This window comes from Nonomuraea sp. NPDC049607 (assembly GCF_040675375.1).
Classification (GTDB): domain Bacteria; phylum Actinomycetota; class Actinomycetes; order Streptosporangiales; family Streptosporangiaceae; genus Nonomuraea.
This window is the reverse complement of sequence record NZ_JBFAOV010000032.1, coordinates 44,605-66,788: the sequence shown is the minus strand read 5'-3', so window position 1 is coordinate 66,788 and position 22,184 is coordinate 44,605. Positions and strand designations below refer to the sequence as shown.

Genomic DNA, 22,184 nt, shown 5'->3' with positions numbered 1-22,184 from the left:
TACACGAACTAGCTGATGCGCCAGGTGTCTCCACCCAAGAGCAGCTCGCTCAGGTCGCCGGGGCCCTTCTGCGCCACGGCCTCCTCCAGCTGGTCGGCCATGAGCACGTCGTAGGCCGGGCGGTCGACCTGGCGGAAGATGCCGATCGGCACGTGCTCGAAGGCCGGCTCGTCGAGCCTGCTGAGGGCGAAGGCCACCGACGGGTCGGGGTTGTGGGCGTCGTGCACGAGGATCTGCTCCTCGCTCACGCCGTCCCTGGCGACGACCTCGATGCCGCCGTTGGCGCCGCGCACGACGGCCTTGGACGAGCTCACGATCGGCTGGCCGTGTTCGAGCCGCAGCGTGATGTCGTCGCGGACCGCCGGGTCCTTGAGCTGCTCGAAGGCGTTGTCGTTGAAGATGTTGCAGTTCTGGTAGATCTCCACCAGCGACGTGCCCTGGTGCGCCGTGGCCTCGCGCAGCACCGACTGCAGGTGCTTGCGGTCGGAGTCGATCGTGCGGGCCACGAACGACGCCTCGGCGCCGATGGCCAGCGAGATCGGGTTGAACGGCTTGTCCAGCGAGCCCATCGGCGTCGACTTGGTGATCTTGCCGACCTCGGAGGTGGGCGAGTACTGGCCCTTGGTCAGACCGTAGATCCTGTTGTTGAACAGCAGGATGTTCAGGTTGACGTTGCGGCGCAGCGCGTGGATCAGGTGGTTGCCGCCGATCGACAGCGCGTCGCCGTCACCCGTGATCACCCACACCGACAGGTCGGGCCGGGAGGCGGCCAGGCCGGTCGCGATCGCGGGCGCGCGGCCGTGGATCGAGTGGAAGCCGTAGGTGTCGAGGTAGTACGGGAAGCGCGAGGAGCAGCCGATGCCGGAGACGAACACGATGTTCTCGCGCCGCAGCCCCAGCTCCGGCAGGAAGCTCTGCACCGCGGCCAGGATCGCGTAGTCACCGCAACCCGGGCACCAGCGCACCTCCTGGTCGGACTTGAAGTCCTTCAGCCCCTGCTTGACGTCCGTCTTGGGAACCAGGCTCAGGCCCTTCCCGTTCACCAGCTCAGTCACTGTCGATCACGTCCTGAATGACTCCGGCCAGCTCCTCGGCCTTGAACGGGAGCCCGCGCACGCGGTTGTAGCTGATCACGTCGACGAGGTAGCGGGCCCGCAGCAGCAGCGCGAGCTGACCGAGGTTGATCTCGGGCAGCAGCACCTTGTCGTAGCTCTTGAGCACCTCGCCGGTGTTGGCCGGCAGCGGGTTGAGGTGGCGCAGGTGCGTCTGGGCGACCTTGCCGCCGTTGCGCCTGATGCGCCGTACGGCCGCCGCGATCGGCCCGTACGTCGAGCCCCAGCCGACGACCAGGACCTTGGCGTCGCCGTCGGGGTCGTCGACCACGAGGTCGGGCACGTCGATCCCGGCGATCTTGGCGGCCCGGGTGCGGACCATCAGGTCGTGGTTGTCCGGGTCGTAGGAGATGTTGCCGGTGCCGTCGGCCTTCTCGATGCCGCCGATGCGGTGTTCGAGGCCGGCCGTGCCGGGGATGGCCCACGGGCGGGCCAGCGTCTCGGTGTCCCGCTTGAACGGCAGGAACTCGCCGCCCTCGCCGTTGGGCTCGGTCGTGAACTCCTGCGAGATGTCGGGCAGGTCGGCGACTTCGGGCAGGCGCCACGGCTCCGAGCCGTTGGCCAGGTAGCCGTCCGAGAGCAACATGACCGGGGTGCGGTACTTGACCGCGATCCGCGCCGCCTCGACGGCCGCGTCGAAGCAGTCGCTCGGCGAGAGCGGCGCGACGATCGGCACCGGCGACTCGCCGTTGCGGCCGAACATGGCCATCAGCAGGTCGGTCTGCTCGGTCTTGGTCGGCATGCCCGTGCTGGGACCGGCGCGCTGGACGTCAACGATGATCAACGGCAGCTCGGTGGTGACCGCGAGGCCGACCGTCTCCGCCTTCAGCGCCACGCCGGGCCCGGAGGTGGTGGTCACGCCCAGCGCCCCGCCGAACGCCGCCCCCAGCGCCGCGCCGACGCCCGCGATCTCGTCCTCCGCCTGGAAGGTGCGGATGCCGAACCGCTTGTGCTTGGACAGCTCGTGCAGGATGTCGCTGGCCGGCGTGATCGGGTACGAGCCCAGGAACAGCGGCAGCTTCGACTGCACGCTGGCCGCGATCAGCCCGTAGGCCAGGGCCTGGTTCCCCGAGATGTTGCGATAGACGCCGGGAGCCAGCCTGGCGGGCTTGACCTCGTAGGAGACCGAGAACGACTCGGTCGTCTCGCCGTAGTTCCAGCCCGCCTGGAAGGCCGCGATGTTCGCCTTGGCGATGTCGGGCTTCTTGGCGAACTTCTGCTGGAGGAACGAGATCGTCTGCTCGGTCGGCCGGTGGTAGAGCCACGACAGCAGGCCGAGGGCGAACATGTTCTTGGCGCGCTCGGCGTCCTTCTTCGAGATCTCGAAGCCTTCGAGCGCCTTGACCGTCAGCGAGGTCAGCGGCACCGCGTGCACGCGCCACTCGTTCAGGGAGTCGTCCTCCAGCGGGTTGGCCGCGTAGCCGACCTTCTGCAGGTTGCGCTTGGAGAACTCGTCGATGTTGGCGATGATGTCGGCGCCGCGCGGCAGGTCGCCGAGGTTGGCCTTCAGCGCCGCCGGGTTCATCGCCACGAGCACGTTGGGCGCGTCGCCGGGCGTCAGGATGTCGTGGTCGGCGAAGTGGAGCTGGAAGCTCGACACGCCGGGCAGGGTCCCTGCGGGGGCGCGGATCTCGGCGGGGAAGTTGGGGAGCGTCGACAGGTCGTTGCCGAACTCCGCCGTCCCCGCGGTGAAGCGGTCGCCGGTGAGCTGCATGCCGTCGCCGGAGTCGCCGGCGAACCTGATGATCACGCGGTCGAGTTGCTGGACCTGCTTCGTCACAGCTCAGTCCTCCTCGACGCGCCAAGGCGCGGTTGCTTTGGGCGCGTTCTCTGTTTCCATGCTAGATCCTCGGAAGGTCACGCGTTTGCCAGCCGCGAAAGCGGGTAACGCGGTCGGAAGTCAGGTTGAGGCGGGAGAACGACGACACAGCCCTGACGCGAGCCTGCAGAGGTCTACATGCAGGCGTGCGAAGAGGACGGTTCGGGTCACGAGCGCCAATGATACGTCCCCCCAACACGTGTGCTACGTCAGGGGCTGCTTGCGCGACTGCGTGCTCCCCGTCTCGTACAGGCGTCCGGCGCGCATCGCTGCGGAGCCGTACAGCTCTGGAACGGTCACGAAGGTGTAACCCTTCCCGCTGAGTTCTTTCAGGATGCCCGGAATCGCGTCGATCGACTCCGCATTGGTGTCGTGCAGCAGGATGATCGCGCCCGGATGGGCCTTGCGCACGACGCGGTCGGTGATCTCCGACGCCTTGGCGCCGGGTTCGTCCCTGGCGTTGACGTCCCAGCCGACCAGCGACAGTCCCAGGTCGCGGGCGACGTCGCGGACGTCCTTGCTGATCGCGCCGTAGGGCGGACGGGCCAGCGTGGGCTCCTGCCCGATCGCCGCCCTGACGGAGTCGTCCGTACGCCGGAAGGAGTCGGCGATCTTGCTGGTGCCCTGCTTCGACAGGTCCCGGTGAGCCCAGGAGTGGTTGCCGACCAGATGGCCCTCCGCGCTCATCCTGCGCAGCAGGCCCGGCTGCGTGACGGCGTTCGTCCCGACGGTGAAGAACGTGGCCCGCGCCTTGCCGGCGGCCAGCAGGTCGAGCAGTCGCCCGGTCCCTGGCCCCGGCCCGTCGTCGAACGTCAGCGCCACGCACTTGGTCCTGGCGCAGTTCACGCTGCCGGCCCGGTTGCTGGTGGCCTCGGGACTGGCCGTGGGCGTCGTCTCCGGCCCGGCCGGAGGAGCGCTGCGGGCGGCCTCCCGTACGCTCTCCTGCGCCCGGCGTCCCAGCTCGGACAGCAGCGGCGTCACCCGTCCGGCCTGGACGGCCACGGCGACCCGGCCGAGCGAGCACGGCCCGACCTGGCAGTCGTCGAACTCGACCACCAGGTCACCGCCGCGGTTGAAGGCCATGGAGTCGAACTGGTCGGGGTCGGCGCGCACGCCGTCCCGCTCGACCTGCGGCCCGCGTCCCTTGAGCTGCTCCTTGACCAGCACCGTGAGCCGGTCGAGCGCCTGCTGCCCGCCGAGCAGCGCCATGGACCCGGCCGCCTTGCCGGTACGCGGGTCGAACCAGAAGGTGCGGGTGGAGTTGCCCCAGCTCGCGCCCAGGAACTCGCCGGTGCGCAGCCGTACCCCGACGGCCTCGGGGGAGCGGGCGGCGAGCTGCCAGTCCATGTTCAGCTCCGAACGCGGATAGCCGCCGTTGACGCTCTTGGCGGCCCGGAAGGCGCGCAACTGCCGCTCGGCCTCCGCGCGCAGGACGCGGTTCAGGCTCGGCGCGTCGGTCAGTTCGGGGTAGCTGATGTGCACATATCTGCTGTGGTCGTCCTTGTTGGTGATGTTCGCCGTGGACAGGCCGACGACTGTCGCGGGGTCGACGAAGTCGATCGCGGTCGGCTCTGCCGGGACCAGCACGTCCCGCTCGGGCGAGGCGGCGGCCAGCCCGCAGCCCCCGGCCGAGAGGGCCAGCAGAGCGATTCCAGTAAAGAATCGCGTTTGGTGCATGTCTGTCAGGGTATGGGGGCGACTATCCCTTTTGCCCTGTCTTGGGGTTATGGGGTCTGAGGTTTGACTGGGTTACGATCACGTCATGGAGGGCTACTTCGGGTCCTACGTGCTGGTCGCCGTGCTGCTCGCGATCGGCGTCGCCATCGTCGCCGGGGCCCTCACGGTCAACCGGCTCCTGCGGCCCACCAGGCCGACCCCCGAGAAGCTGACCACGTACGAGTGCGGCGTCGACCCGGTCGGCGACGGCTGGGCGCAGTCCCAGATCCGCTACTACGTCTTCACCTACCTCTACGTCGTCTTCGCCGTCGACGCCGTCTTCCTCTTCCCGTGGGCCACGATCTTCGACGCGCCCGGCTACGGGGTGACGACCCTGGTCGAGATGTTCGTGTTCCTCGGCTTCATCACCCTCGGCATCCTGTACGCCTGGCGCAAACGCGTCCTGTCCTGGACGTAGATCGTTATTCGGGTGTGCTGGTGCGTCGGATGTGGCTTCTGTCACCGTTCTCCGACATGCCGACACAGAGACCGTGTCCCCGATGTGGTGTCTCGATCACACAGGACGGGCGTTTTCCCGTGTGGTGTCCGCCCTGCGGGTGGAACCTGCCCGTACCTGAGGGCAAGCGCTCGATCAGCCAGGCCGTCACGGACCGGCTGACCGCGGGACTGCACGCCGACACCCTCAAGAAGGGCGCCGACGTTCCGGGGACGACGGTCGCGCGGGTGCTCTCGTACGTGATAGCCGCGTCGGTGCATGTGATCGCGGCGGGCGCGCTCGTCGGGGCGGGGTGGGCGGTCGTCACGTGGCCGAACGTCCTCGGCGTGCTGCTCGGCGCGCTCCTGCTGTTCGTCGCCTGGTTGATGCGCCCGCGGCTGGGACGCCTGCCGCGCGGACCGCTCGTGCTCACGAGGGACGCCGCGCCGCGCCTGTACGACCTGATCGACAGGGTCGGTGCGGAGATCGGTGCGAACCCGGTGGACCTGGTCATCGTCACTCCCGCCTTCAACGGCTCCTTCGGTCAGGTCGGCCTGCGGGGCAGGCGCGTGCTCGAGATCGGCGCCCCGTTATGGGCCTTGCTCCAACCTCAGCAACGGGTGGCGCTGCTCGCGCACGAGCTCAGCCATTCCAGCAACGGCGACAGCCGGCACGCTCGGTTCACCCGCACCGCGCTCGGCGCGCTGGAGTCCGTCCGACGGTCCATGCGCGGAGCCTCACGAGGCGGGGAATACGTGGGGGAGACCATGCCGGAAAGCGTGCTCGGCCCCTTCGCGCTGGCAGTGATCATTCTGATGCGCGTCTCGGGGTTGCTGGTCTGGATGCTGGGCATGCTCCTGCTGTTCGTCACCATGCGCTCCGCCCGCCAGGCCGAGTACGTCGCCGACGAACGCGCCGCCCGTGTCGCCTCCTCCGAGGCCGCCGCCGGGACACTCGACCTCGTCGCGACAGGCGACATCGACGTGAACGAACTGGCCTGGATGTCGGCCGCGCTCGGCCCCTCGGTGTGGGAGAAGCTGCGCGAACGGCAGGCCGCCTTCCCCGACCACGAGCTCGAACGGCGGCGCCGGATCCAGGCCATGGAACAGGCCCGCGTCGATGACTCGCATCCACCGCTCCCGCTGCGCGTGGAGTTCATACGCTCCCTCCACCACGACTGGCCGGTCATCCGGCTGCGGGACAACGAGAACGAGGCCATCGAGGCCGAGCTCGCCCCCCTGTTCGACCGGCTCGTCACCGAGCTCGCCGCCACCAAGAAGCATGATTCCTTTGCCTGACCTGCGATTCGCGCAAGAATGGGCGACATGGCAGCAACGGATCTCCCGATGCCCACCGTCGGACCTGTCTCCAGGCTCGCGCCCAAACCCATGCGGTTCGTGCTCAACTGGGGTCGGCGCTATTCCCTGTGGGTGTTCAACTTCGGGCTGGCCTGCTGCGCCATCGAGTTCATCGCGACCTCCATGAGCAGGCACGACTTCATCCGGTTCGGGGTGATCCCGTTCGCCAACGGCCCCCGTCAGGCCGACCTGATGATCGTCTCCGGCACGGTCACCGACAAGATGGCTCCCGCCGTGAAGCGCCTCTACGAGCAGATGCCCGACCCCAAGTACGTGATCTCGTTCGGCGCCTGCTCCAACACCGGCGGCCCCTACTGGGACTCCTACTGCGTGACCAACGGCGTCGACCAGATCATCCCCGTCGACGTCTACGTGCCCGGTTGCCCGCCCCGCCCCGAGGCCCTGCTCTACGGCATCATGAAGCTCCAGGAGAAGATCGCGGGGGAGAAGCTCAGCGACCGCTACGTCTGGTCCCGCTCCCACGGCGCCGAGGACCAGGCGTGAACGCCGCCGTCGCCGCCCGGTTCGGCGAGCGCGCCGAGCTCAGCGAGTCCTACGGCGAGACCACGATCGACGTCGCCCCCGCCGACTGGATCGAGCTGCTGACCTACGCCCGCGACGACCTCGGCCACGCCTTCTTCGACTGGCTGACCGGCGTGGACGAGCCGCCCGACGCCTTCGTCGTCGTCGCCCACGTCTACAACCTGGACACCCGCGAGCGGCTGCTGCTGCGCACCCGGGTGCCGCGCGCCGACCCGCGCCTGCCGTCCGCCGTCGGCGTCTACCGGGGGGCGAACTGGTACGAACGCGAGACGTACGAGATGTTCGGGGTGATCTTCGAGGAGCACCCCCACCTGGTGCCGCTGCTCCTGCCCGACGGCTTCGAGGGCCACCCGCTGCGCAAGGACTTCGTGCTGGCCGCCCGCGTGGCCAAGCCGTGGCCGGGCGCCAAGGAACCGGGCGAGTCCGGGCACGGCGCCCCGAGCCGCCGCAAGACGCTTCCGCCCGGAGTACCGGCCGATTGGGGTCCGCCTGATGCTTGAAGTGGTGCTGAGCTTCGTCGTCATCCTCGTCGTGTTCCTGGTGCTGCCGCTGATCGTCGGCCAGACCGAGCACAAGGTCATGGCCCACATGCAGTCGAGGCTCGGCCCCATGTACGCGGGCGGCTTCCACGGCTGGGCGCAGCTCATCGCCGACGGCGTGAAGTTCATGCAGAAGGAGGACGTCATCCCGGCCGCGGCCGACCGCCGCATCTTCATGATCGCTCCCGGCGTGGCCCTCGTCCCGTACCTGATCGTGCTGATCGTCATCCCGCTCGACCGCGGGCTGGTCGCCGTCGACCTCGATCTCGGGCTGTTCTTCGTGCTCGCCGTCATGGGCGTCGGCGTGCTCGGCGCGATCATGGCCGGATGGTCGTCGGCCAACAAGTACTCGGTACTCGGCGGGATGCGGGCGGCGGCCCAGCTCATGTCGTACGAGCTGCCGCTGGTGCTGGCGGCCTCTTCCGTGGCGATGGCGGCGGGCACGCTGTCGATCCCCGGCATCGTCGAGGCGTGGCAGTGGTGGTGGCTGCCCTGGCAGGCGATCGGCGGCGTGGTGTTCTTCGTGGCGGGGCTGGCCGAGCTGCGGCGTCCGCCGTTCGACATGCCGATCGCCGAGTCCGAGATCATCATGGGCCCGATGACCGAGTACACTGGCATGCGTTTCGCCCTGTTCATGCTCTCCGAGTACGTCGGGATCGTCGTCCTGTCCTTCCTGACCACCGTGCTCTTCCTGGGCGGCTGGCACGGGCCGTTCCTGCCGGGCTGGATCTGGACCCTGATCAAGGTCTTCGCGCTGGCGTTCGTGGTGATCTGGCTGCGGGTCACCTATCCCCGGCTGCGTGAGGACCAGCTCCAGAAGCTCGCCTGGGCCGGGCTGGTGCCGCTGGCCCTCGTCCAGCTCGCGCTCACCGGCGTGGTGAAGGTCCTCGTCTGAGGTTCGCGGGGCTTTCTGTTGTGGCGACGGAAACTTTATGTCGTGCTTATCCGTCGTACCCGGCATAGGGGGCCCCAGATGAAGGGGACGACTTGTGAACGCGCAACTCCTGCCCGTCGCGGGTGCGATGAAAGGCGCCCGCTGCCCGAAAGTCAGCCTGACCTCCGACGGCCGAACCTTGACCGTCACCGACGAAGCCAGGGGCCGTTCGACGACCCTGTCACCCGCATCGCTCTACCGTTACGGCTACTCGATCGACGGTTCCGGAAAGAAGTCGCAGGTCCTGACGGGGGTCGCCGCCCTCGACCCCGACGGACTGGTCCTGCTGGACCTCCCCGGCGACTGGCACCCGCCCCACCTGCGGGACTTCGCCGCCAAGGCCGGAATCCCCCTCAGAGACGGCCAGGACGACGGCTCCGAGCGGACCCGCCGGATCCTCGCCGCCCGCGCGCCCGGCTGGGAACGCGTCCGCGGTCTTCCGGTGCCGCGACCGGCCAGATGGAACCTGGCGCTGGGCGTGTGCGCGGGAGTCGCCGGGCTCGGGCTGATGGTGTACCTGGGGGTCACCGGGATGTGGGGGGCCTGGCGCGGCTTCTCGGCCGTCGGACGGGTCCTGATGGAACTGATCGAGGCCAAATGGCTGCTGGTCGCCTTCAGCCCTGCCCTGCTGGTCGTCCGGCCTGTGCTGGGCGGGGTGCATCGGTGGCAGGCGGGGCGCGGCGTGATCGTGGGGCCGCCGGAAGGGCCGTATCTGCGAATGAAGTCGTCCAGGAGGTTGTCGGTCTATCGCCGGTCGGGGGTCATCGCCGAGCTTCCGGTCGAACGGGGCAGCAGCCTTCTCCGGTACCGCTTCGACGACCTGTCCGGCATTTTTCTCCTCGACCCCGCCGGGAACCCCTTGATCCACCTTCCCGGCCGCTGGGCCCCCGCCGCTCTTCACCGCTTCACCGAACGCCACGGCCTGGGCCTGGCGATGCACCGCGTATCCCGAGACGAATACCTGACCCTCACCACCCATTCCCCCCAAGCCATCCCCTGACCCCTCTGCCCGCCCTTCCGAGCCGGGTCGAGCTCCGGCTGTCCGGCCTTCGGGCGGGAAAGGTCCGCCGCTGCCTCTGACAGTCCGTCGGAGGCGCCGGTTCCGTACGGAGGCGTCGGCGTCTAGTGGACGATCGCCACCATCACGTCCGACGCCGACGGCCGTTCCTGGGGGCGCTTGTTCAGGCAAGCCCCCACAATTCCCCGTAAGGCAGGCGGTAACGGCGACAGATCCGGATGAACCGTAAGCACCCGGTTGAAGACCGCAGGCACGGTGTCCTCCCCGAACGCCGGCCGCCCCGTGGCCGCGAACATCATCGTCACCGCCCAGCTGAACACGTCGGACGCGGGCCCCACAGGCTCCCCGGTCAGTTGCTCAGGCGACATGTACGGCGGCGTCCCCACCATCTTCCCGGACGTCATGGTCATCCTGTCGAGCGCGCGGGCGATCCCGAAGTCGATCACCCGCGGCCCGTCGTGCCCGATCAGCACGTTGCTCGGCTTGAAGTCACGATGCACCACTCCGGCCTTGTGGATGGCCGCCAATGCTCCGGCTGTGGATAACGCGAGCCGCGTCAGGCCGTCCTCGTCGCGGGGCCCGTGGCGCCGTACGAGTTGCTCCAGCGACGGACCTTCCACGTATTCGGAGACGATGTACGCTTGCTGCCCGTTGATGTTCACATCGAGCACCCGGGCTGTGGAAAACGTGGCGACCCGCCGAGCCGCGTCCACCTCCCGCGCGAACCTCGTACGTGCCGTCTCGTCTACCAGGTCGTGCAGCACCTTGACCGCCACCCGCACCCCGTTGGGCGCCATGGCGAGGTAGACGGCCCCCTGCCCGCCGCGCCCGAGCTGGTGCAGCACCCGGTAGTGCCCGATCCACTCCGGCTGTCCGGGATGCTGCTGACGAGTGGGGGCCGTGGTGCGCTGATGCACGTCGGTGGGACGGTACTGCGGTACGGGCCCCTGCGCCTGCACGGGCGGCCGGTGACGTGCCCGCGCCATCGCCGGCACCAGGACGATCGAATGGGCGATCCCGCCGATCCAGCCGACCACGAACCCGAACGAGATCAGGGTGGACATCGGCTCGGGAATGCTGTCGAAGTCGTCGTAAAGGATGATGGCGATGGCGAACGAGCCGATGAGGACCAGGTAGACGCAGGCGCCGATGGCCTGCCAGGTGCTCCGCAGCCAGTATGCCGCGAACCCGATCGTGAACGGGGTCGCCAGCCCGCACGAGATGAGGGCCAGGACGGCCCACCCGATGGCGGCCGCCCACGCCCCACTACTGGGACGGACCGGATGGCTGTACGGCATGGCCGAGAGACTATCGCCATGCAGTCGTTCATATCGGACAGTCACCCAGCCTGTGGATAACTTCCACTGAACCTGTGGATGGCTGTGGAAAAACTGGGGACAACGGTCTTGGCTCATTCACCTCCGCCGCCAAGTACGTCATGATGTTGAACCATGGCGCGGATACCGGGAGTCGGACTGGCAAAAGGGCTGTCCATCACTCTTCGCCACATGCTGCGCAAATCCGTCACCCAGCAGTATCCCGAGGTCAAGCCGGCCCTGCCGCCCCGCAGCCGTGGCGTTATCGCCCTGGTTGAGGAAAATTGCACCTCTTGCATGCTCTGTGCCCGAGAGTGCCCCGACTGGTGCATTTACATCGACTCCCACAAGGAGACGATCCCGGCCCCGGAAGGCGGACGTCCCCGCCAGCGCAACGTGCTCGACCGGTTCGCCATCGACTTCGCCCTGTGCATGTACTGCGGCATCTGCATCGAGGTCTGTCCCTTCGACGCCCTCTTCTGGTCTCCGGAGTTCGAGTACGCCGAGGGTGACATCCGTAACCTTCTGCATGAGAAGGACAAACTGGCGTCCTGGACCCAGACCGTCCCGCCGCCGCCTGCCCACGACCCCGGCGCCGAGCCTCCGAAGGAGCTGACGGCCGCCCCTCGCCGTCCCGCGGCCCGTACCGGGACCGCCCGCCCCGGCGCGCCCGGCCCCGCCGGCGCCGAGGCCCGGCGTGCCGCGCGAGAGCGCGCCGCCGGACCGCGCGAGGCCGCCACGAGCGAAACCGGCACCGGAACGCCGGCGAGCCCTCAGGAAGCGGGCGCCGCCCGTCCGGGGGTCGTAGAGCCGGGGGCGGCGGCCTCCGGCGGGATCGCGGGCGCCGAGCCTGAAGCCGGCGCCGAATCGGCGCTCGGCCCCGACTCCGCCGTAAGCGCAACCCCCAGCACAGAAGCAGCGCCACCTTCCGAACGTGCCGAGGCGGCTCCGTCCCAACAAGGCGGTGACGACACCGGGCGGGCCGACACCGGGCGGGCCGACGCTGGGCGGGCCGGCGTGACTCCGGCTCCTGGGCGCACGGACGCCGGCCCGTCGGCCGGGGGCGTCGAAAAGCGGGCTCGGCACGGCGCCGACCAGGGGGAGCGGGCGCGCGAGCAGGCCGGTTCCACGGAAGCTCCTGAAGCCGCTCCCGGCGAGGGCCCTGCGGCGACCCCTCCCACTGCGGGCCGCCGCGAGCGTACGCGCAGGCCCATGTCGAACGTGCGAGGCATCCGCCCGCCAGGCGCTCTCCCCCCCAGCCCGCAGCCGGCCGAACCGTCATCCACAGAACCCGCCCCCGAGCAGGGACAGGAGACGAAGGCCCCGGCCCACCCGTCCGAGCCGACGAAGCCCTCATCCGAGACAAGCCCGTCAGACACGACGGAGCCCTCAGACGTGACGAACGGCGAGGTTCCCACCGAACCCCAGGGCGACGCCCCCCGCGCCGACGAGGACGACGGCGCTGCCATCTCGGCAGGCGAGGAGCCGAACCGCACGCCCGCCCAGGACCAGGGCCCACAAGCTTCGGAGGAGCCCTCGCCGGGAACGACTTCATCCACAGGCGAGCCGCCCTCGAACAGGTTTTCCACAGCCCCGGGTGAACCGTCACCGGAAACCGGGCCGGAGGAGCAGACTTCATCCGCGAGCCCCCGCAGGCGCAGGATGGCGGACCCAAGGTCCATCCGACCGCCGGGGCGGCTCGGCCCTGACGACCCAGAGGAGTCCGAGGAGGAGTCGTGACCGAGGCGGTGCCCTCCTACCTGTCACCCACCGGGCAAGAGATCGTCTTCTTGCTGCTGGGAGCGGTAGCGGTTGGATCGGCGCTGCTCGTCGTCACGACCAGACAACTCGTCCACGCCGCCCTCTGGCTCGTGGTCTCCTTCGGCGCGCTCGCGGGCGGCTACCTGGTGCTGACCGCCGAGTTCGTGGCCTGGGTCCAGGTGTTGATCTACGTGGGCGCGGTGGTGGTCCTGATGCTGTTCGGCATCATGCTCACCCGCGCCCCGATCGGCCGTTCCGCCGACCTCGACAGCGGCAACCGTCCGGTGGCGGCCGTGGTGGCGGTGGCGACGGCGGCGGTCCTGGTCACGGTCGTGATCGACGGTTTCCGTACGGCGTACACACCGCTGACGCCGGGCCACGGGGCGGCGAAGGAGCTGGGCGCCAGCGTCTTCGCCACGTGGGTGCTGCCGTTCGAGGCGCTGTCCGTGCTGCTGCTCGCCGCATTGATCGGAGCCATCGTGCTGTCCCGTACGGACATTCCCGGCTCGCCGCCCGATGAGACGGGGGGTCACTAGTGCACATCGTCTACCCGGCGGTCGTCTCCGCGCTCCTGTTCTCCGTGGGCGTCTACGGTGTGCTCGCCAGGCGCAACACGATCCTCGTGCTGATGTCGGTCGAGCTGATGCTCAACGCCGTCAACCTCAACCTGGTCGCCTTCGACGTGTGGCTGCGCGACCGCCTGCACAGCGGCCAGGTGCTCACCCTGTTCGTCATCGTCATCGCCGCGGCCGAAGTCGGCCTGGGGCTGGCGATCGTCCTGGCCCTCTACCGCAACCGCCGTACCGTCGACCTCGACCACCTCCGCGACCTGTCCGAGCCCGCCGACGAGCGCCCGGCCCTGCTCTTGAGCACCACCCCGGCCCCTCTCGACAACCGCCAACCCGCCCCGGCCCTCGACGGCGGCCGCGCAGACGACCAGAGCGCCGAGCGAGGAGGCAAGCCGTGACGACGTTCCCGCTGCTGGCCGTACTCCTGCCCGCCATCGCCGCCGCCATCGCCCTGTTGCTCTCCCGCTGGCCGCACCCCCGCACACCGGCCCAGGAACAGCCACCACGCCACACCCCCACCGACAGAGCGCGACTCGCGGCGGCCGAGAAGACCTTCGGCGAACGGGCCAACACCCGGGCCGCGTGCATCGCCATCCTCCCGACCGCCGCCTCGGCCGTCCTGGCCCTGTGGCTGGCCTGGGGGCCGGGCTTCACGTTCCTGGACGGCGGCACACCCTCCGAGCCCGTGGGCCGCGCGTACGGCACGATCGTCACCGGCGGCGTCCCGATCTCGCTCGTCCTCCAGGCCGACGACCTGTCGGCCATCCTCGGCGTCCTCGTGACACTCGTGGCGCTGGCCGTGCAGGTCTACTCGGTCGGCTACCTCAAGGACGACCCCCGCTACCCGTCATACAGCGCGTTCATCAGCCTGTTCACCGCCGCCATGCTCCTGGTGGTCTACGCGGGCGACCTCCTGGTCCTCTACGTGGGCTGGGAGATCATGGGCCTGTGCTCCTACCTTCTCATCGGTCACTGGTGGGAAGACCGGGGCAACTCACGCGCGGCGGTCAAGGCGTTCCTCGTCACCCGGCTCGGCGACGTCGGCTTCCTGTTCGGCATCTTCGTCCTGGGCACGGCGGCGGGCAGCTTCCGTGTCGCCGACGTGCTGGCGAAGGTGCCCGACATGTCCGCGGCCACCCTGACGACGGCCACCATGTTGTTGCTGTGCGGTGTCGCGGGCAAGAGCGCCCAGGTGCCGCTGCACACCTGGCTCCCGGACGCCATGGCCGGCCCGACGCCGATCAGCGCGCTGATCCACGCCGCCACCATGGTCGCCGCCGGCATCTTCATCGTGGCCAGGCTCTTTCCCGCCTTCCTCGCCGCCCGCCCCACGCTCGACGTCCTGGCCGTCATCGCGGCGATCGGCATGCTGGGCGCCGCGCTGGCCGCGTTCGCCCAGAACGACCTGAAACGCGTGCTCGCCTACTCCACGGTCAGCCAGCTCGCCTACATGGCCGGCGGCCTGGCCGCGGGCTCCGACCGGGCGGCCATCTTCCACCTGGTGACGCACGGGGCGTTCAAGGCGCTGCTGTTCCTGTGTGCCGGAGCGGTGATCCACCACGTCGGCTCCAACCTGATGACCCAGATGGGCGGGTTGCGCCGCGAGCTGCCGGTCACGTTCGTGACGATGACGGTGGGTTTCGCCGCTCTGATGGGCCTCCCACCGGCCAGCGGCTTCTTCAGCAAGGACGGCGTCCTGGCGGCCATGGACAACGCGCTGGCCGGCGGAGGCCTGACGGACGCCGCCGCACTGCTCCTGTACGGCTGCGCGCTCGCCACCGTCGCCGTCACCGGCGCGTACGCCACCAGAGCCTGGCTCCGCACGTTCTTCGGGCCGCCGCGAGTGGTGGCGCTCCCCGAGCCCGAGCCCGGCACGGCCCACGTCGTCGACGTCACCGAGGCCCCCAGGACCATGCTCGTGCCCGTCATGCTCCTCACCGTCCCCGCCCTGCTGCTGGGCTTCGCGGTGGAGCCGCACGTGGACCTGGCGGTGGCCGCGATCAGCGTCGTGCTCGCCCTGCTCGGCGCGGGTGTCGTCTACGCCGTCTGGCGCGGCGACCCGCTCACCGATCCGGCACGCCTGCTGGGCCCACTGCGGGCCCCCTGCGAGCACGCGTTCTACGTGGACGGCCTCTACGCCGCGCTGTTCGTCCGCCCGATCATGGCCCTGGCCCGGCTGGTCGTCAGAACGGACGACGTGGTCGTGGACGGCGCCGTCCGCGGATCGGGCCGCACCGCCCGCGGCCTGTCCGGATGGCTGCGCCTGGCCCAGAACGGCAACGTCCAGCTCTATGTCAGCGGCGTCCTCGCCGGGGTGCTCCTGATCGCGGTGGGGGCGGTGATGCTCACATGACGGCCCCAGCCGCATCAGAGTGGCCCACACGACGAGCCACGACCATCCGGGCACGAGTGCGCACCCGCGCGGGACGGTGGTGATCTCATGACGGGCTGGCTGCCTGTCGCACTGCTCGCCGTGCCGCTGCTCGGCGCGCTCCTGCTCCTCCTCGCCCCCGGCGCGCTCCGCCCGGCCCTGCGCACGTACGGCCTGATCCTCTCGGGCATCACGCTGGCGCTGGCCCTGGTCATGACGGCCACGTTCGATCACGGACGTCCGACGCGCCTGCAGTTCACGGTCGACCAGCCGTGGATCCCCGGCCTGGGGCTCCGCTTCCACCTGGGCGTCGACGGCATCTCGCTGCCGCTGATCGTCCTGACCGCGCTGCTGACGTTCCTCTGCTTCGGCTACCTCTCCTGGGGGCGGGCCCGCACGCCGAGCCGCTTCCTGGGAAACAGGCCGCGGGCGCTCGTGTTCACGCTGCTGGTGCTCGAAGTCGGCATGATCGGCACGTTCCTCGCCCTCGACCTGCTGCTCTTCTTCGTCTTCTTCGAGATCGTGCTGATCCCGATGTACTTCCTGATCGGCATCTGGGGCGGGGCAGGGCGCCGGGCGGCGTCGATCAAGTTCATCCTCTACACGCTGCTCGGCTCGGTCGTGATGCTCCTCGGCCTGCTGCTCGTCCGGGCCCAGACCGGCACGCTCGACCTGGCCGAACTGGCCGCGTCCCACGGCGCGGGGATGTCCAGGTCCGTGCAGATCCTGGCGTTCGTGGCGATCGGTGTGGGCCTGGCCGTCAAGACGCCGATGTGGCCCCTGCACACCTGGCTGCCCGACGCCCACACCGAGGCCCCGACCGTCGGCTCGGTGCTGCTGGCCGGCGTGCTGCTGAAGATGGGCACGTACGGTTTCGCCAGGATCGCCATCCCCGTCCTCCCCGAGGGGGCGATCGCGGTTGCGCCCTGGCTGGGGGCGTTCGCCGTGGTCGGCGTCATCTACGGCGCTCTGGCCTGTCTGGCGCAGCGTGACCTCAAACGCATGATCGCCTACTCGTCCGTGGGGCACATGGGCTTCGTCCTGCTCGGCTTCGCCACCCTGACCCCGGTCGGCATCAACGGCGCCCTGTTCGCGAACGTCGCCCACGGCCTGATCACCGGCCTGCTGTTCTTCCTGGCCGGCGCGATCAAGGACCGCTACCACACGGCCGACATGCCGAGCCTCGGCGGCGGCCTGCTGGCCACGATGCCGCGCCTGGGATCGGTGCTCACCTTCGCCGCGATCGCCTCGCTCGGGCTGCCCGGTCTGGGCGGGTTCTGGGGGGAGATGCTGGCGCTGTTCGGGGCGTTCCAGCCGGCGAGCGGCCTGCCGCGTCCGCTCTTCCTGACGTACATGGTGATCGGCGGCTTGGGGGCGGTCCTGACGGCCGCGTACTTCGTGCTCATGCTGTCCCGCGTCACCCACGGCCGCCCGTCGGGGCATGCACGGCAGCCGGCCGGCGAGACGCCCGACGAACGTCCGGTGGCGCCCCTCGGCTCGGACGAGTCGCTCGCGGGGCAGCCGACCACGACGCTCGAAGCCGAGAACGTCCAGCAGGGCATCGATGACATCCGGTCCTACGAGCTGGCGGCGTGGACCCCGCTGGTGGTCCTGATCCTGCTCTTCGGGCTCTGGCCCGGCCTCCTGCTCTCACTCACCACGCCGGCCGTGCAGACGCTGCTGGGAGCCCTGTCATGACTCAGCAGATCGACTACTTCGTGATCGCGCCGCCGCTGGCGCTGGCGGTGGTGGCCGGGCTCGTGCTGCTGCTCGACGCGTTCCTGCCGTCGTCGGCGCGCACACGGACCGCACTCGGGCTGGTGACGCTGGCGGGGGTGACCGCGGCCCTCGGGTTCGTGATCGCGCAGGCCGTGAGCGGTACGTCCCGGGCCACGTTCTGCGTCCCGCCGGAGCTCGCGGCCGGCGAGGCGGGTTCATTGTGCTCGTTCGTCGCCGACCGGTTCACGACGGCGTTCGCGGGGCTGGTGCTCGTCGCGGCCCTGGTGGTCGTGCTGATGTCGATGGCGGAGCTGGCCGGCGGCGGCATCCCGGCCGGCGAGTGGTACTTCCTGCTGCTCGGCACCCTCGTCGGCGCGGTGACCCTGCCCGCCTCCCGCGACCTGGTCATGCTCGTGGTGGCGCTCGAACTGGTCTCGCTCCCGGTGTTCGCCCTCACCGCGCTCAAACGTTACGACGGCCGCGCCTCCGAGGCCGCGGTCAAGCTCTTCGTCGTGTCGGTCGTGTCCACGGCCATCATGCTGTTCGGCGTCTCCCTCCTCTACGGCATCTCCGGGACGGTCTACCTCTCCCGTCTGGCGGCCGTCCTGAGCGGCCGGGCCCCGGCGCCGGGAGCGGCGGCGGGCACGTACTCCACGGCGTTGGAGACGGCCCACGGGCTGCCCGCGGTCGTCACGGTGGGCGTCGTCCTCGTGGCGGCCGGGTTCGCGTTCAAGATCGCCGCAGTGCCGTTCCACTCCTGGGCGGCGGACGTCTACCAGGGCGCGCCCATCCCGGTGGCGGCCCTCCTCTCGGTCATCTCCAAGGCGGCCGGGTTCGCGGGGCTCATCCTGATCCTGGTCACCGCCCTGGCCGGGCAGTCGTCCACCTGGGGGCCGGTGATCGCGGTCATCTCGGCGCTGACCATGACCGTGGGCAACCTGCTCGCCATGCGCCAGCGTTCGGCCGTCCGCATGCTGGCCTGGTCCTCGGTCGCGCAGTCCGGCTACGTCCTGGCCCCGCTGGCGATCGCCGCCACGGCGGCCACGTCCCAGGCCGCGACCGGCACGTCCGTCGCGTACCTGGTCATCTACGCGGCCATGAACCTCGGCGCCTTCGCCGTCGTCCTGCTCGTCTCCAGAACTTCTCCACGCAGCGAGCTCGACGACTACCGCGGCCTGGTCCTGCGCAGCCCGGCCGCCGGGATCGCGCTCGCGTTCTGCCTGGTCTGCCTGGCAGGGCTGCCGCCGGGGCTGGCCGGCCTCTTCGCCAAGGTCTTCGTGTTCCGGACGATCGTCGAGGGCGGCCTGGGCTGGCTCGCGCTGGTCATGGCCGTCAACACCGTGATCGGCCTCTACTACTACGCCGTATGGGCGTCCCGCCTCTTCACGCCTTCAGGAGAGAGGCGCCTCCGTAGCCCGTCCCCGGCGGCGTGGCTCGCCGTCGGCCTGGCCTTGGCCGTGGCGATCCTCTTCTCGGTCGCTCCCCAGCTCGTCCTCGACCTGACCTCGTTATCGGCCACGAGCTGACCGTGGGCGGGTCCACCGGCTGTTCGCATTGCGGGGCAGCCGGGCCGCAACCCGCCCTGCTTCCCCCGGAACAGGGGGTAAGTCGCGCTCCGCCCGCAGCTGAGCACGCCGGGGAACGATAACCCGGGTCATCGTCGTTGGACGAGGTGAAACCCGGACCACGAAGGGGGGAGACCTTGCACCACAACGGTCTGCGTACCGCCATCCTCCTCGGAGGTCTGTCGGCGTTCATCATCGTGGTGGGCGCGTGGCTCGGCGGTGGCACCGGCCTGCAGATCGCGCTGGTGCTGGCCCTGCTGAGCAACGGCGTCGCCTACTTCTTCTCCGACCGCATCGCGCTGTCGGCCATGCGGGCCAGGCCGGTCAGCGAGGTCGAGCACCCCACGCTCTACCGGATCGTCCGCGAGCTCTCCACCGAGGCCCGCCAGCCGATGCCGCGCCTGTACATCTCCCCGACGGTCCAGCCCAACGCGTTCGCCACCGGACGCAGCCCACGTAAGGCCGCCGTGTGCGTCACGTACGGCCTGACCCAGCTGCTCGACGAGTCCGAGTTGCGCGGCGTGATCGGGCACGAGCTGTCGCACGTGTACAACCGGGACATCCTTGTCTCGTCCGTGGCCGGCGCGCTGGCCACGATGATCACGTGGCTGAGCTACGTCGCCGTCTTCTTCGGCGGTTCCGACGACGACGAGGGCCCCGGCTTCGTGGGCGCCCTGCTGATGATGATCCTCGGGCCGGTGGCGGCCGGGATGGTCCAGATGGCGATCTCGCGGACGAGAGAGTTCCAGGCCGACGAATCGGGCGCGAGGCTCACGGGTGACCCGCTGGCCCTGGCCTCGGCGCTTCGCAAGATCGAGATGGGCGCGCGCAGGTTGCCGCTCCCCGAGAACAGCCGCCTGACCTCGGCTTCGCACATGATGATCGCGAACCCGTTCAGCGGATCCGGCTTCGGCCGCCTCTTCTCGACCCATCCGCCCACGTCGGAGCGGGTGGCAAGGCTGGAGCGCATGGCCGGCTACCGCCGCTGACCTTCCCGATCAGATGGACCGAGGGCGTTCCTGGTCGGGTGAGGCCGAGGAGGCGAATCCGTCGCGACTGCGCCAGGGCTGCTGAAATCGACCGAGAGCCCCGAATCCGGCCTTCCTGTCAGACCTTCGCCATCTGCTCTCCACCGGCCGTACCGCAATCGATCAGGGCCTTCCGGCCCTGTCTCGGAAGGCCGCAAGGGCTCGCGTACGGCTCGGCGGGTCTCACCGCTCGGCTGTTACCCGAGCTCGCCGGCCGCCGTGACCTTCCTCAGGATGGCCGGCAGGTCCTCGGGGAAGAAGGTCTCCCCGGTGTTCTCCAGTTCCTCCGCGCTCCACCACCGATGCCCGGTCGTCGTCTCCTTCTCGATCTGCTCCATGTGATCGAAGGAGACGGCGGCGTCGTGCACCCGGATCGCGAAGAAGGTCTGGTCCTGCGTGATCGCGTACTCCGACCAGAAGAACTCGATCGTGCTCGTCCCGTACGGACCGGCGAACTCCTCCGCCTCCCGCCGCATCCCGACCTCCTCGTACAGTTCGCGCGCGGCGGCCTGCTGAAGCTCCTCCCCGGCCTCGGTCGCGCCGCCGATGGTGAACCAGAACGGCTCGTCCGGCCGTTGCGGATCAAAGCCGTGCAGCAGCAGCACCCGGTCTTCTGCGTCGAGGGGCAGGACGCGTGCCGTGAAGCGGCGCAGGGGGATCTTCGTCACGGTTGTCGAGCTTACGATGCCGGATCCGCCCGTCCGACGAGAACGCAGGCCCGAGGCACAAGAAGGCGCGTACGCCACCATGTGCCCCGGATGCCGGCCCGTTAGCGGTAGTTCACGAATTGCAGAGCGATGTCCAGATCCTTGCCCTTGAGCAGAGAAATGACGTCCTGCAGATCGTCCTTCTTCTTCGAGCTGACCCGCAGCTCCTCGCCCTGGATCTGCGCCTTGATCCCCTTGGGGCCCTCGTCGCGGATCAGCTTGGAGATCTTCTTGGCATTCTCCTGGTCGATGCCCTCCTTGAGGGTGACCAGCATGCGGTATTCCTTGCCCGACAGCCTGGGCTCGCCCGCCTCGAGAATCTTCAGCGAGAGCCCGCGCTTGACCACCTTCTCCTTGAACACGTCGAGTGCGGCATTCGCGCGCTCCTCGCTGTTCGCCTTGATCTCGATGTTGTCCTGCCCGGACCAGCTGATGCTCGCCCCGGTGCCCTTGAAGTCGAAGCGGTGTCCGATCTCCTTGACCGTCTGGTTCAGCGCGTTGTCGACCTCCTGGCGGTCGATCTTGCTGACGATGTCGAAAGATGAATCGGCCAAAACACCCATCCTCTCGGCTGTGAAAGCGTTATTCGGGATCCCGCCTCTCCGCCGTACGCGAAACCGCTCCGTCGTACGCCAAATGCGCGGACCCAGCGAACGAGCCTAGCCAGCATCGGCGCGCCGTGCAGTCCACGTTCCCCGGACACGGCTTGCTGCCGGGCCCTCGGCGGCGGATCATGCCTGTGGGCCCACATTTCGCAGTTTCCGATCGTATTGGTAGGGATCATGCGAGTCATCGGAGCCGGCTTCGGCCGTACAGGAACGCTGTCCACGAAGACCGCGTTGGAACGTCTGGGCTTCGGCCCATGTCATCACATGACGGAAGTGCTCCAGAATCCCGTCCACATCCGCCGCTGGCTGGACCTCGCCGAGGGCCGCCTCGTCACCTGGGACACCCTCATGTCCGGCTACGACTCCTGCGTCGACTGGCCGGCCGCCGCGTACTGGCGCGAACTCGCCCACCATTACAAGGACGCCAAGGTCATCCTCACCGTCCGCGACCCCGAACGCTGGCTGGCCAGCATGAACGCCACCATCTTCAAACGGTCCGCCCGCGCCCGCACCTGGTCGGGCCGGACGATGGGCACGATCTCCCGCCTCCTCGACACGGACTTCGCCGCATTCATCCGGATGACCCGGCTGGTCGTGAGCGAACGCGTCTTCGGCGGCGGCATCCCCGACACCGAACTCGCCCTGAAAATCTTCAAAGAACACGTGGAAGAGGTCAAAGCCACCATCCCCCCGGACCGGCTGCTGGTGTTCGAAGTGGCCCAGGGCTGGCAGCCGCTCTGCGACTTCCTGGACGTACCCGTCCCGAACGAACCCTTCCCCAGAACCAACGACGCGGCAGGCTTCGACCAGCACGCACGCGGGATGGGACGCCTGCTGTTCCGGCGCAGCCGATGACCACGATCCGGCTAGGGACAAACTGGTGTCACGTACACCTCGGAAGTCCGCTATTCTTCTGTCTGTCGCCGCGAGAGCGGATGGCACGGCAGGTTGCCCGAGTGGCCAAAGGGAGCGGTCTGTAAAACCGTCGGCTCAGCCTACGCAAGTTCGAACCTTGCACCTGCCACACCAGCGGGAAGAGGCCCGTCACCAGCGGAAACGCGGTGA

At 69.3% G+C, this 22,184-nt stretch carries 20 protein-coding genes, 1 tRNA gene and 1 pseudogene; 15 read left to right on the top strand and 7 right to left on the bottom strand.

Going from position 1 to position 22,184, the window contains the following annotated elements; all coding sequences use genetic code 11:
* Window positions 1-8 precede the first annotated feature (8 nt).
* From AB0J97_RS40415 to AB0J97_RS40400, 4 genes are all read right to left on the bottom strand, one after another.
* Window positions 9-1,055, bottom strand: a complete 1,047-nt coding sequence (locus AB0J97_RS40415) for a 2-oxoacid:ferredoxin oxidoreductase subunit beta (protein WP_357692263.1) — start codon at window positions 1,053-1,055, stop codon at window positions 9-11.
* Window positions 1,048-2,892, bottom strand: coding sequence for a 2-oxoacid:acceptor oxidoreductase subunit alpha (locus AB0J97_RS40410; protein ID WP_364099292.1), 1,845 nt, complete (start codon window positions 2,890-2,892; stop codon window positions 1,048-1,050). The genes AB0J97_RS40415 and AB0J97_RS40410 overlap by 8 nt, the downstream gene beginning before the upstream one ends.
* Before the next feature lie 120 nt (window positions 2,893-3,012).
* Window positions 3,013-3,102 (bottom strand): putative leader peptide, encoded by a 90-nt coding sequence (locus AB0J97_RS40405; protein WP_357692259.1) that lies wholly within the window; start codon window positions 3,100-3,102, stop codon window positions 3,013-3,015.
* 33 nt (window positions 3,103-3,135) lie between these two features.
* Window positions 3,136-4,608, bottom strand: coding sequence for a polysaccharide deacetylase family protein (locus AB0J97_RS40400; protein ID WP_364099288.1), 1,473 nt, complete (start codon window positions 4,606-4,608; stop codon window positions 3,136-3,138).
* Window positions 4,609-4,693: 85 nt separating this feature from the next.
* On the opposite strand from AB0J97_RS40400, the gene ndhC reads away from it, so the two are divergent.
* The 6 genes from ndhC to AB0J97_RS40370 all read left to right on the top strand — a co-directional run bounded on the left by ndhC (window position 4,694) and on the right by AB0J97_RS40370 (window position 9,457).
* On the top strand, window positions 4,694-5,065 hold the full coding sequence (gene ndhC / locus AB0J97_RS40395; RefSeq protein ID WP_364099285.1) for an NADH-quinone oxidoreductase subunit A: 372 nt from the start codon (window positions 4,694-4,696) through the stop codon (window positions 5,063-5,065).
* A gap of 119 nt (window positions 5,066-5,184) precedes the next feature.
* Window positions 5,185-6,381: a M48 family metallopeptidase gene (locus tag AB0J97_RS40390; protein WP_364099282.1), complete on the top strand. Its 1,197-nt coding sequence runs from the start codon at window positions 5,185-5,187 to the stop codon at window positions 6,379-6,381.
* Between the two features lie 90 nt (window positions 6,382-6,471).
* Window positions 6,472-6,945 (top strand): NADH-quinone oxidoreductase subunit B family protein, encoded by a 474-nt coding sequence (locus AB0J97_RS40385; RefSeq protein WP_357693524.1) that lies wholly within the window; start codon window positions 6,472-6,474, stop codon window positions 6,943-6,945.
* The gene (locus AB0J97_RS40380; RefSeq protein ID WP_364099279.1) at window positions 6,942-7,484 is read left to right on the top strand and encodes an NADH-quinone oxidoreductase subunit C; all 543 of its coding nucleotides are present in this window, start codon (window positions 6,942-6,944) and stop codon (window positions 7,482-7,484) included. Before AB0J97_RS40385 ends, AB0J97_RS40380 begins: the two co-directional genes overlap by 4 nt.
* A complete protein-coding gene (nuoH, locus tag AB0J97_RS40375) occupies window positions 7,477-8,418 on the top strand; it encodes an NADH-quinone oxidoreductase subunit NuoH (RefSeq protein ID WP_364099276.1) in 942 nt (313 codons plus the stop codon). The genes AB0J97_RS40380 and nuoH overlap by 8 nt, the downstream gene beginning before the upstream one ends.
* A gap of 94 nt (window positions 8,419-8,512) precedes the next feature.
* Window positions 8,513-9,457: a hypothetical protein gene (locus tag AB0J97_RS40370; protein WP_364099273.1), complete on the top strand. Its 945-nt coding sequence runs from the start codon at window positions 8,513-8,515 to the stop codon at window positions 9,455-9,457.
* Window positions 9,458-9,579: 122 nt separating this feature from the next.
* Here the strand turns inward: AB0J97_RS40370 and AB0J97_RS40365 are convergent, their stop codons facing one another.
* Complete coding sequence (locus AB0J97_RS40365) at window positions 9,580-10,773, bottom strand: serine/threonine-protein kinase (protein WP_364099270.1); 1,194 nt, start codon at window positions 10,771-10,773, stop codon at window positions 9,580-9,582.
* A 153-nt stretch (window positions 10,774-10,926) separates the two neighbouring features.
* On the opposite strand from AB0J97_RS40365, the gene AB0J97_RS40360 reads away from it, so the two are divergent.
* The 7 genes and pseudogenes from AB0J97_RS40360 (at window position 10,927) to htpX (ending at window position 19,765) form a co-directional block, all read left to right on the top strand.
* A complete protein-coding gene (locus AB0J97_RS40360) occupies window positions 10,927-12,531 on the top strand; it encodes a 4Fe-4S binding protein (RefSeq protein ID WP_364099267.1) in 1,605 nt (534 codons plus the stop codon).
* Window positions 12,528-13,088 (top strand): NADH-quinone oxidoreductase subunit J, encoded by a 561-nt coding sequence (locus tag AB0J97_RS40355; RefSeq protein ID WP_357692241.1) that lies wholly within the window; start codon window positions 12,528-12,530, stop codon window positions 13,086-13,088. Before AB0J97_RS40360 ends, AB0J97_RS40355 begins: the two co-directional genes overlap by 4 nt.
* A pseudogene (gene nuoK / locus AB0J97_RS40350) lies at window positions 13,088-13,390 on the top strand (NADH-quinone oxidoreductase subunit NuoK); the annotation flags it as partial. The gene AB0J97_RS40355 and the pseudogene nuoK, both read left to right, overlap by 1 nt.
* Before the next feature lie 125 nt (window positions 13,391-13,515).
* Window positions 13,516-15,474, top strand: a complete 1,959-nt coding sequence (locus AB0J97_RS40345; protein ID WP_364099264.1) for an NADH-quinone oxidoreductase subunit L — start codon at window positions 13,516-13,518, stop codon at window positions 15,472-15,474.
* Window positions 15,475-15,561: 87 nt separating this feature from the next.
* Complete coding sequence (locus tag AB0J97_RS40340; protein WP_364099261.1) at window positions 15,562-17,190, top strand: NADH-quinone oxidoreductase subunit M; 1,629 nt, start codon at window positions 15,562-15,564, stop codon at window positions 17,188-17,190.
* Window positions 17,187-18,737, top strand: a complete 1,551-nt coding sequence (locus AB0J97_RS40335) for an NADH-quinone oxidoreductase subunit N (RefSeq protein ID WP_364099258.1) — start codon at window positions 17,187-17,189, stop codon at window positions 18,735-18,737. The genes AB0J97_RS40340 and AB0J97_RS40335 overlap by 4 nt, the downstream gene beginning before the upstream one ends.
* A gap of 176 nt (window positions 18,738-18,913) precedes the next feature.
* A complete protein-coding gene (gene htpX / locus AB0J97_RS40330; RefSeq protein ID WP_357692233.1) occupies window positions 18,914-19,765 on the top strand; it encodes a zinc metalloprotease HtpX in 852 nt (283 codons plus the stop codon).
* Between the two features lie 236 nt (window positions 19,766-20,001).
* On the opposite strand, the gene AB0J97_RS40325 is transcribed toward htpX, so the two are convergent.
* Both AB0J97_RS40325 and AB0J97_RS40320 read right to left on the bottom strand, forming a co-directional pair.
* The gene (locus AB0J97_RS40325) at window positions 20,002-20,472 is read right to left on the bottom strand and encodes an NUDIX domain-containing protein (RefSeq protein ID WP_357692231.1); all 471 of its coding nucleotides are present in this window, start codon (window positions 20,470-20,472) and stop codon (window positions 20,002-20,004) included.
* Between the two features lie 101 nt (window positions 20,473-20,573).
* Complete coding sequence (locus AB0J97_RS40320) at window positions 20,574-21,074, bottom strand: YajQ family cyclic di-GMP-binding protein (RefSeq protein ID WP_357692229.1); 501 nt, start codon at window positions 21,072-21,074, stop codon at window positions 20,574-20,576.
* Between the two features lie 219 nt (window positions 21,075-21,293).
* Between AB0J97_RS40320 and AB0J97_RS40315 the strand changes: the two genes are divergently transcribed.
* Complete coding sequence (locus AB0J97_RS40315) at window positions 21,294-21,974, top strand: sulfotransferase family protein (RefSeq protein WP_364099253.1); 681 nt, start codon at window positions 21,294-21,296, stop codon at window positions 21,972-21,974.
* 87 nt (window positions 21,975-22,061) lie between these two features.
* Window positions 22,062-22,143: transfer RNA gene (locus tag AB0J97_RS40310), tRNA-Tyr, on the top strand.
* Window positions 22,144-22,184: the final 41 nt, after the last annotated feature.

Bases quoted from the DNA above. Each gene is read 5' to 3' on its own strand.
- AB0J97_RS40335 (WP_364099258.1), top strand. From the start codon at position 17,187: ATGACTCAGCAGATCGACTACTTCGTGATCGCGCCGCCGCTGGCGCTG.
- AB0J97_RS40315 (WP_364099253.1), top strand. From the start codon at position 21,294: ATGCGAGTCATCGGAGCCGGCTTCGGCCGTACAGGAACGCTGTCCACG.
- AB0J97_RS40365 (WP_364099270.1), bottom strand. From the start codon at position 10,773: ATGCCGTACAGCCATCCGGTCCGTCCCAGTAGTGGGGCGTGGGCGGCC.
- AB0J97_RS40360 (WP_364099267.1), top strand. From the start codon at position 10,927: ATGGCGCGGATACCGGGAGTCGGACTGGCAAAAGGGCTGTCCATCACT.
- AB0J97_RS40385 (WP_357693524.1), top strand. From the start codon at position 6,472: ATGCGGTTCGTGCTCAACTGGGGTCGGCGCTATTCCCTGTGGGTGTTC.
- AB0J97_RS40400 (WP_364099288.1), bottom strand. From the start codon at position 4,608: ATGCACCAAACGCGATTCTTTACTGGAATCGCTCTGCTGGCCCTCTCG.
- AB0J97_RS40340 (WP_364099261.1), top strand. From the start codon at position 15,562: ATGACGGGCTGGCTGCCTGTCGCACTGCTCGCCGTGCCGCTGCTCGGC.
- AB0J97_RS40320 (WP_357692229.1), bottom strand. From the start codon at position 21,074: ATGGGTGTTTTGGCCGATTCATCTTTCGACATCGTCAGCAAGATCGAC.
- ndhC (WP_364099285.1), top strand. From the start codon at position 4,694: ATGGAGGGCTACTTCGGGTCCTACGTGCTGGTCGCCGTGCTGCTCGCG.
- nuoH (WP_364099276.1), top strand. From the start codon at position 7,477: ATGCTTGAAGTGGTGCTGAGCTTCGTCGTCATCCTCGTCGTGTTCCTG.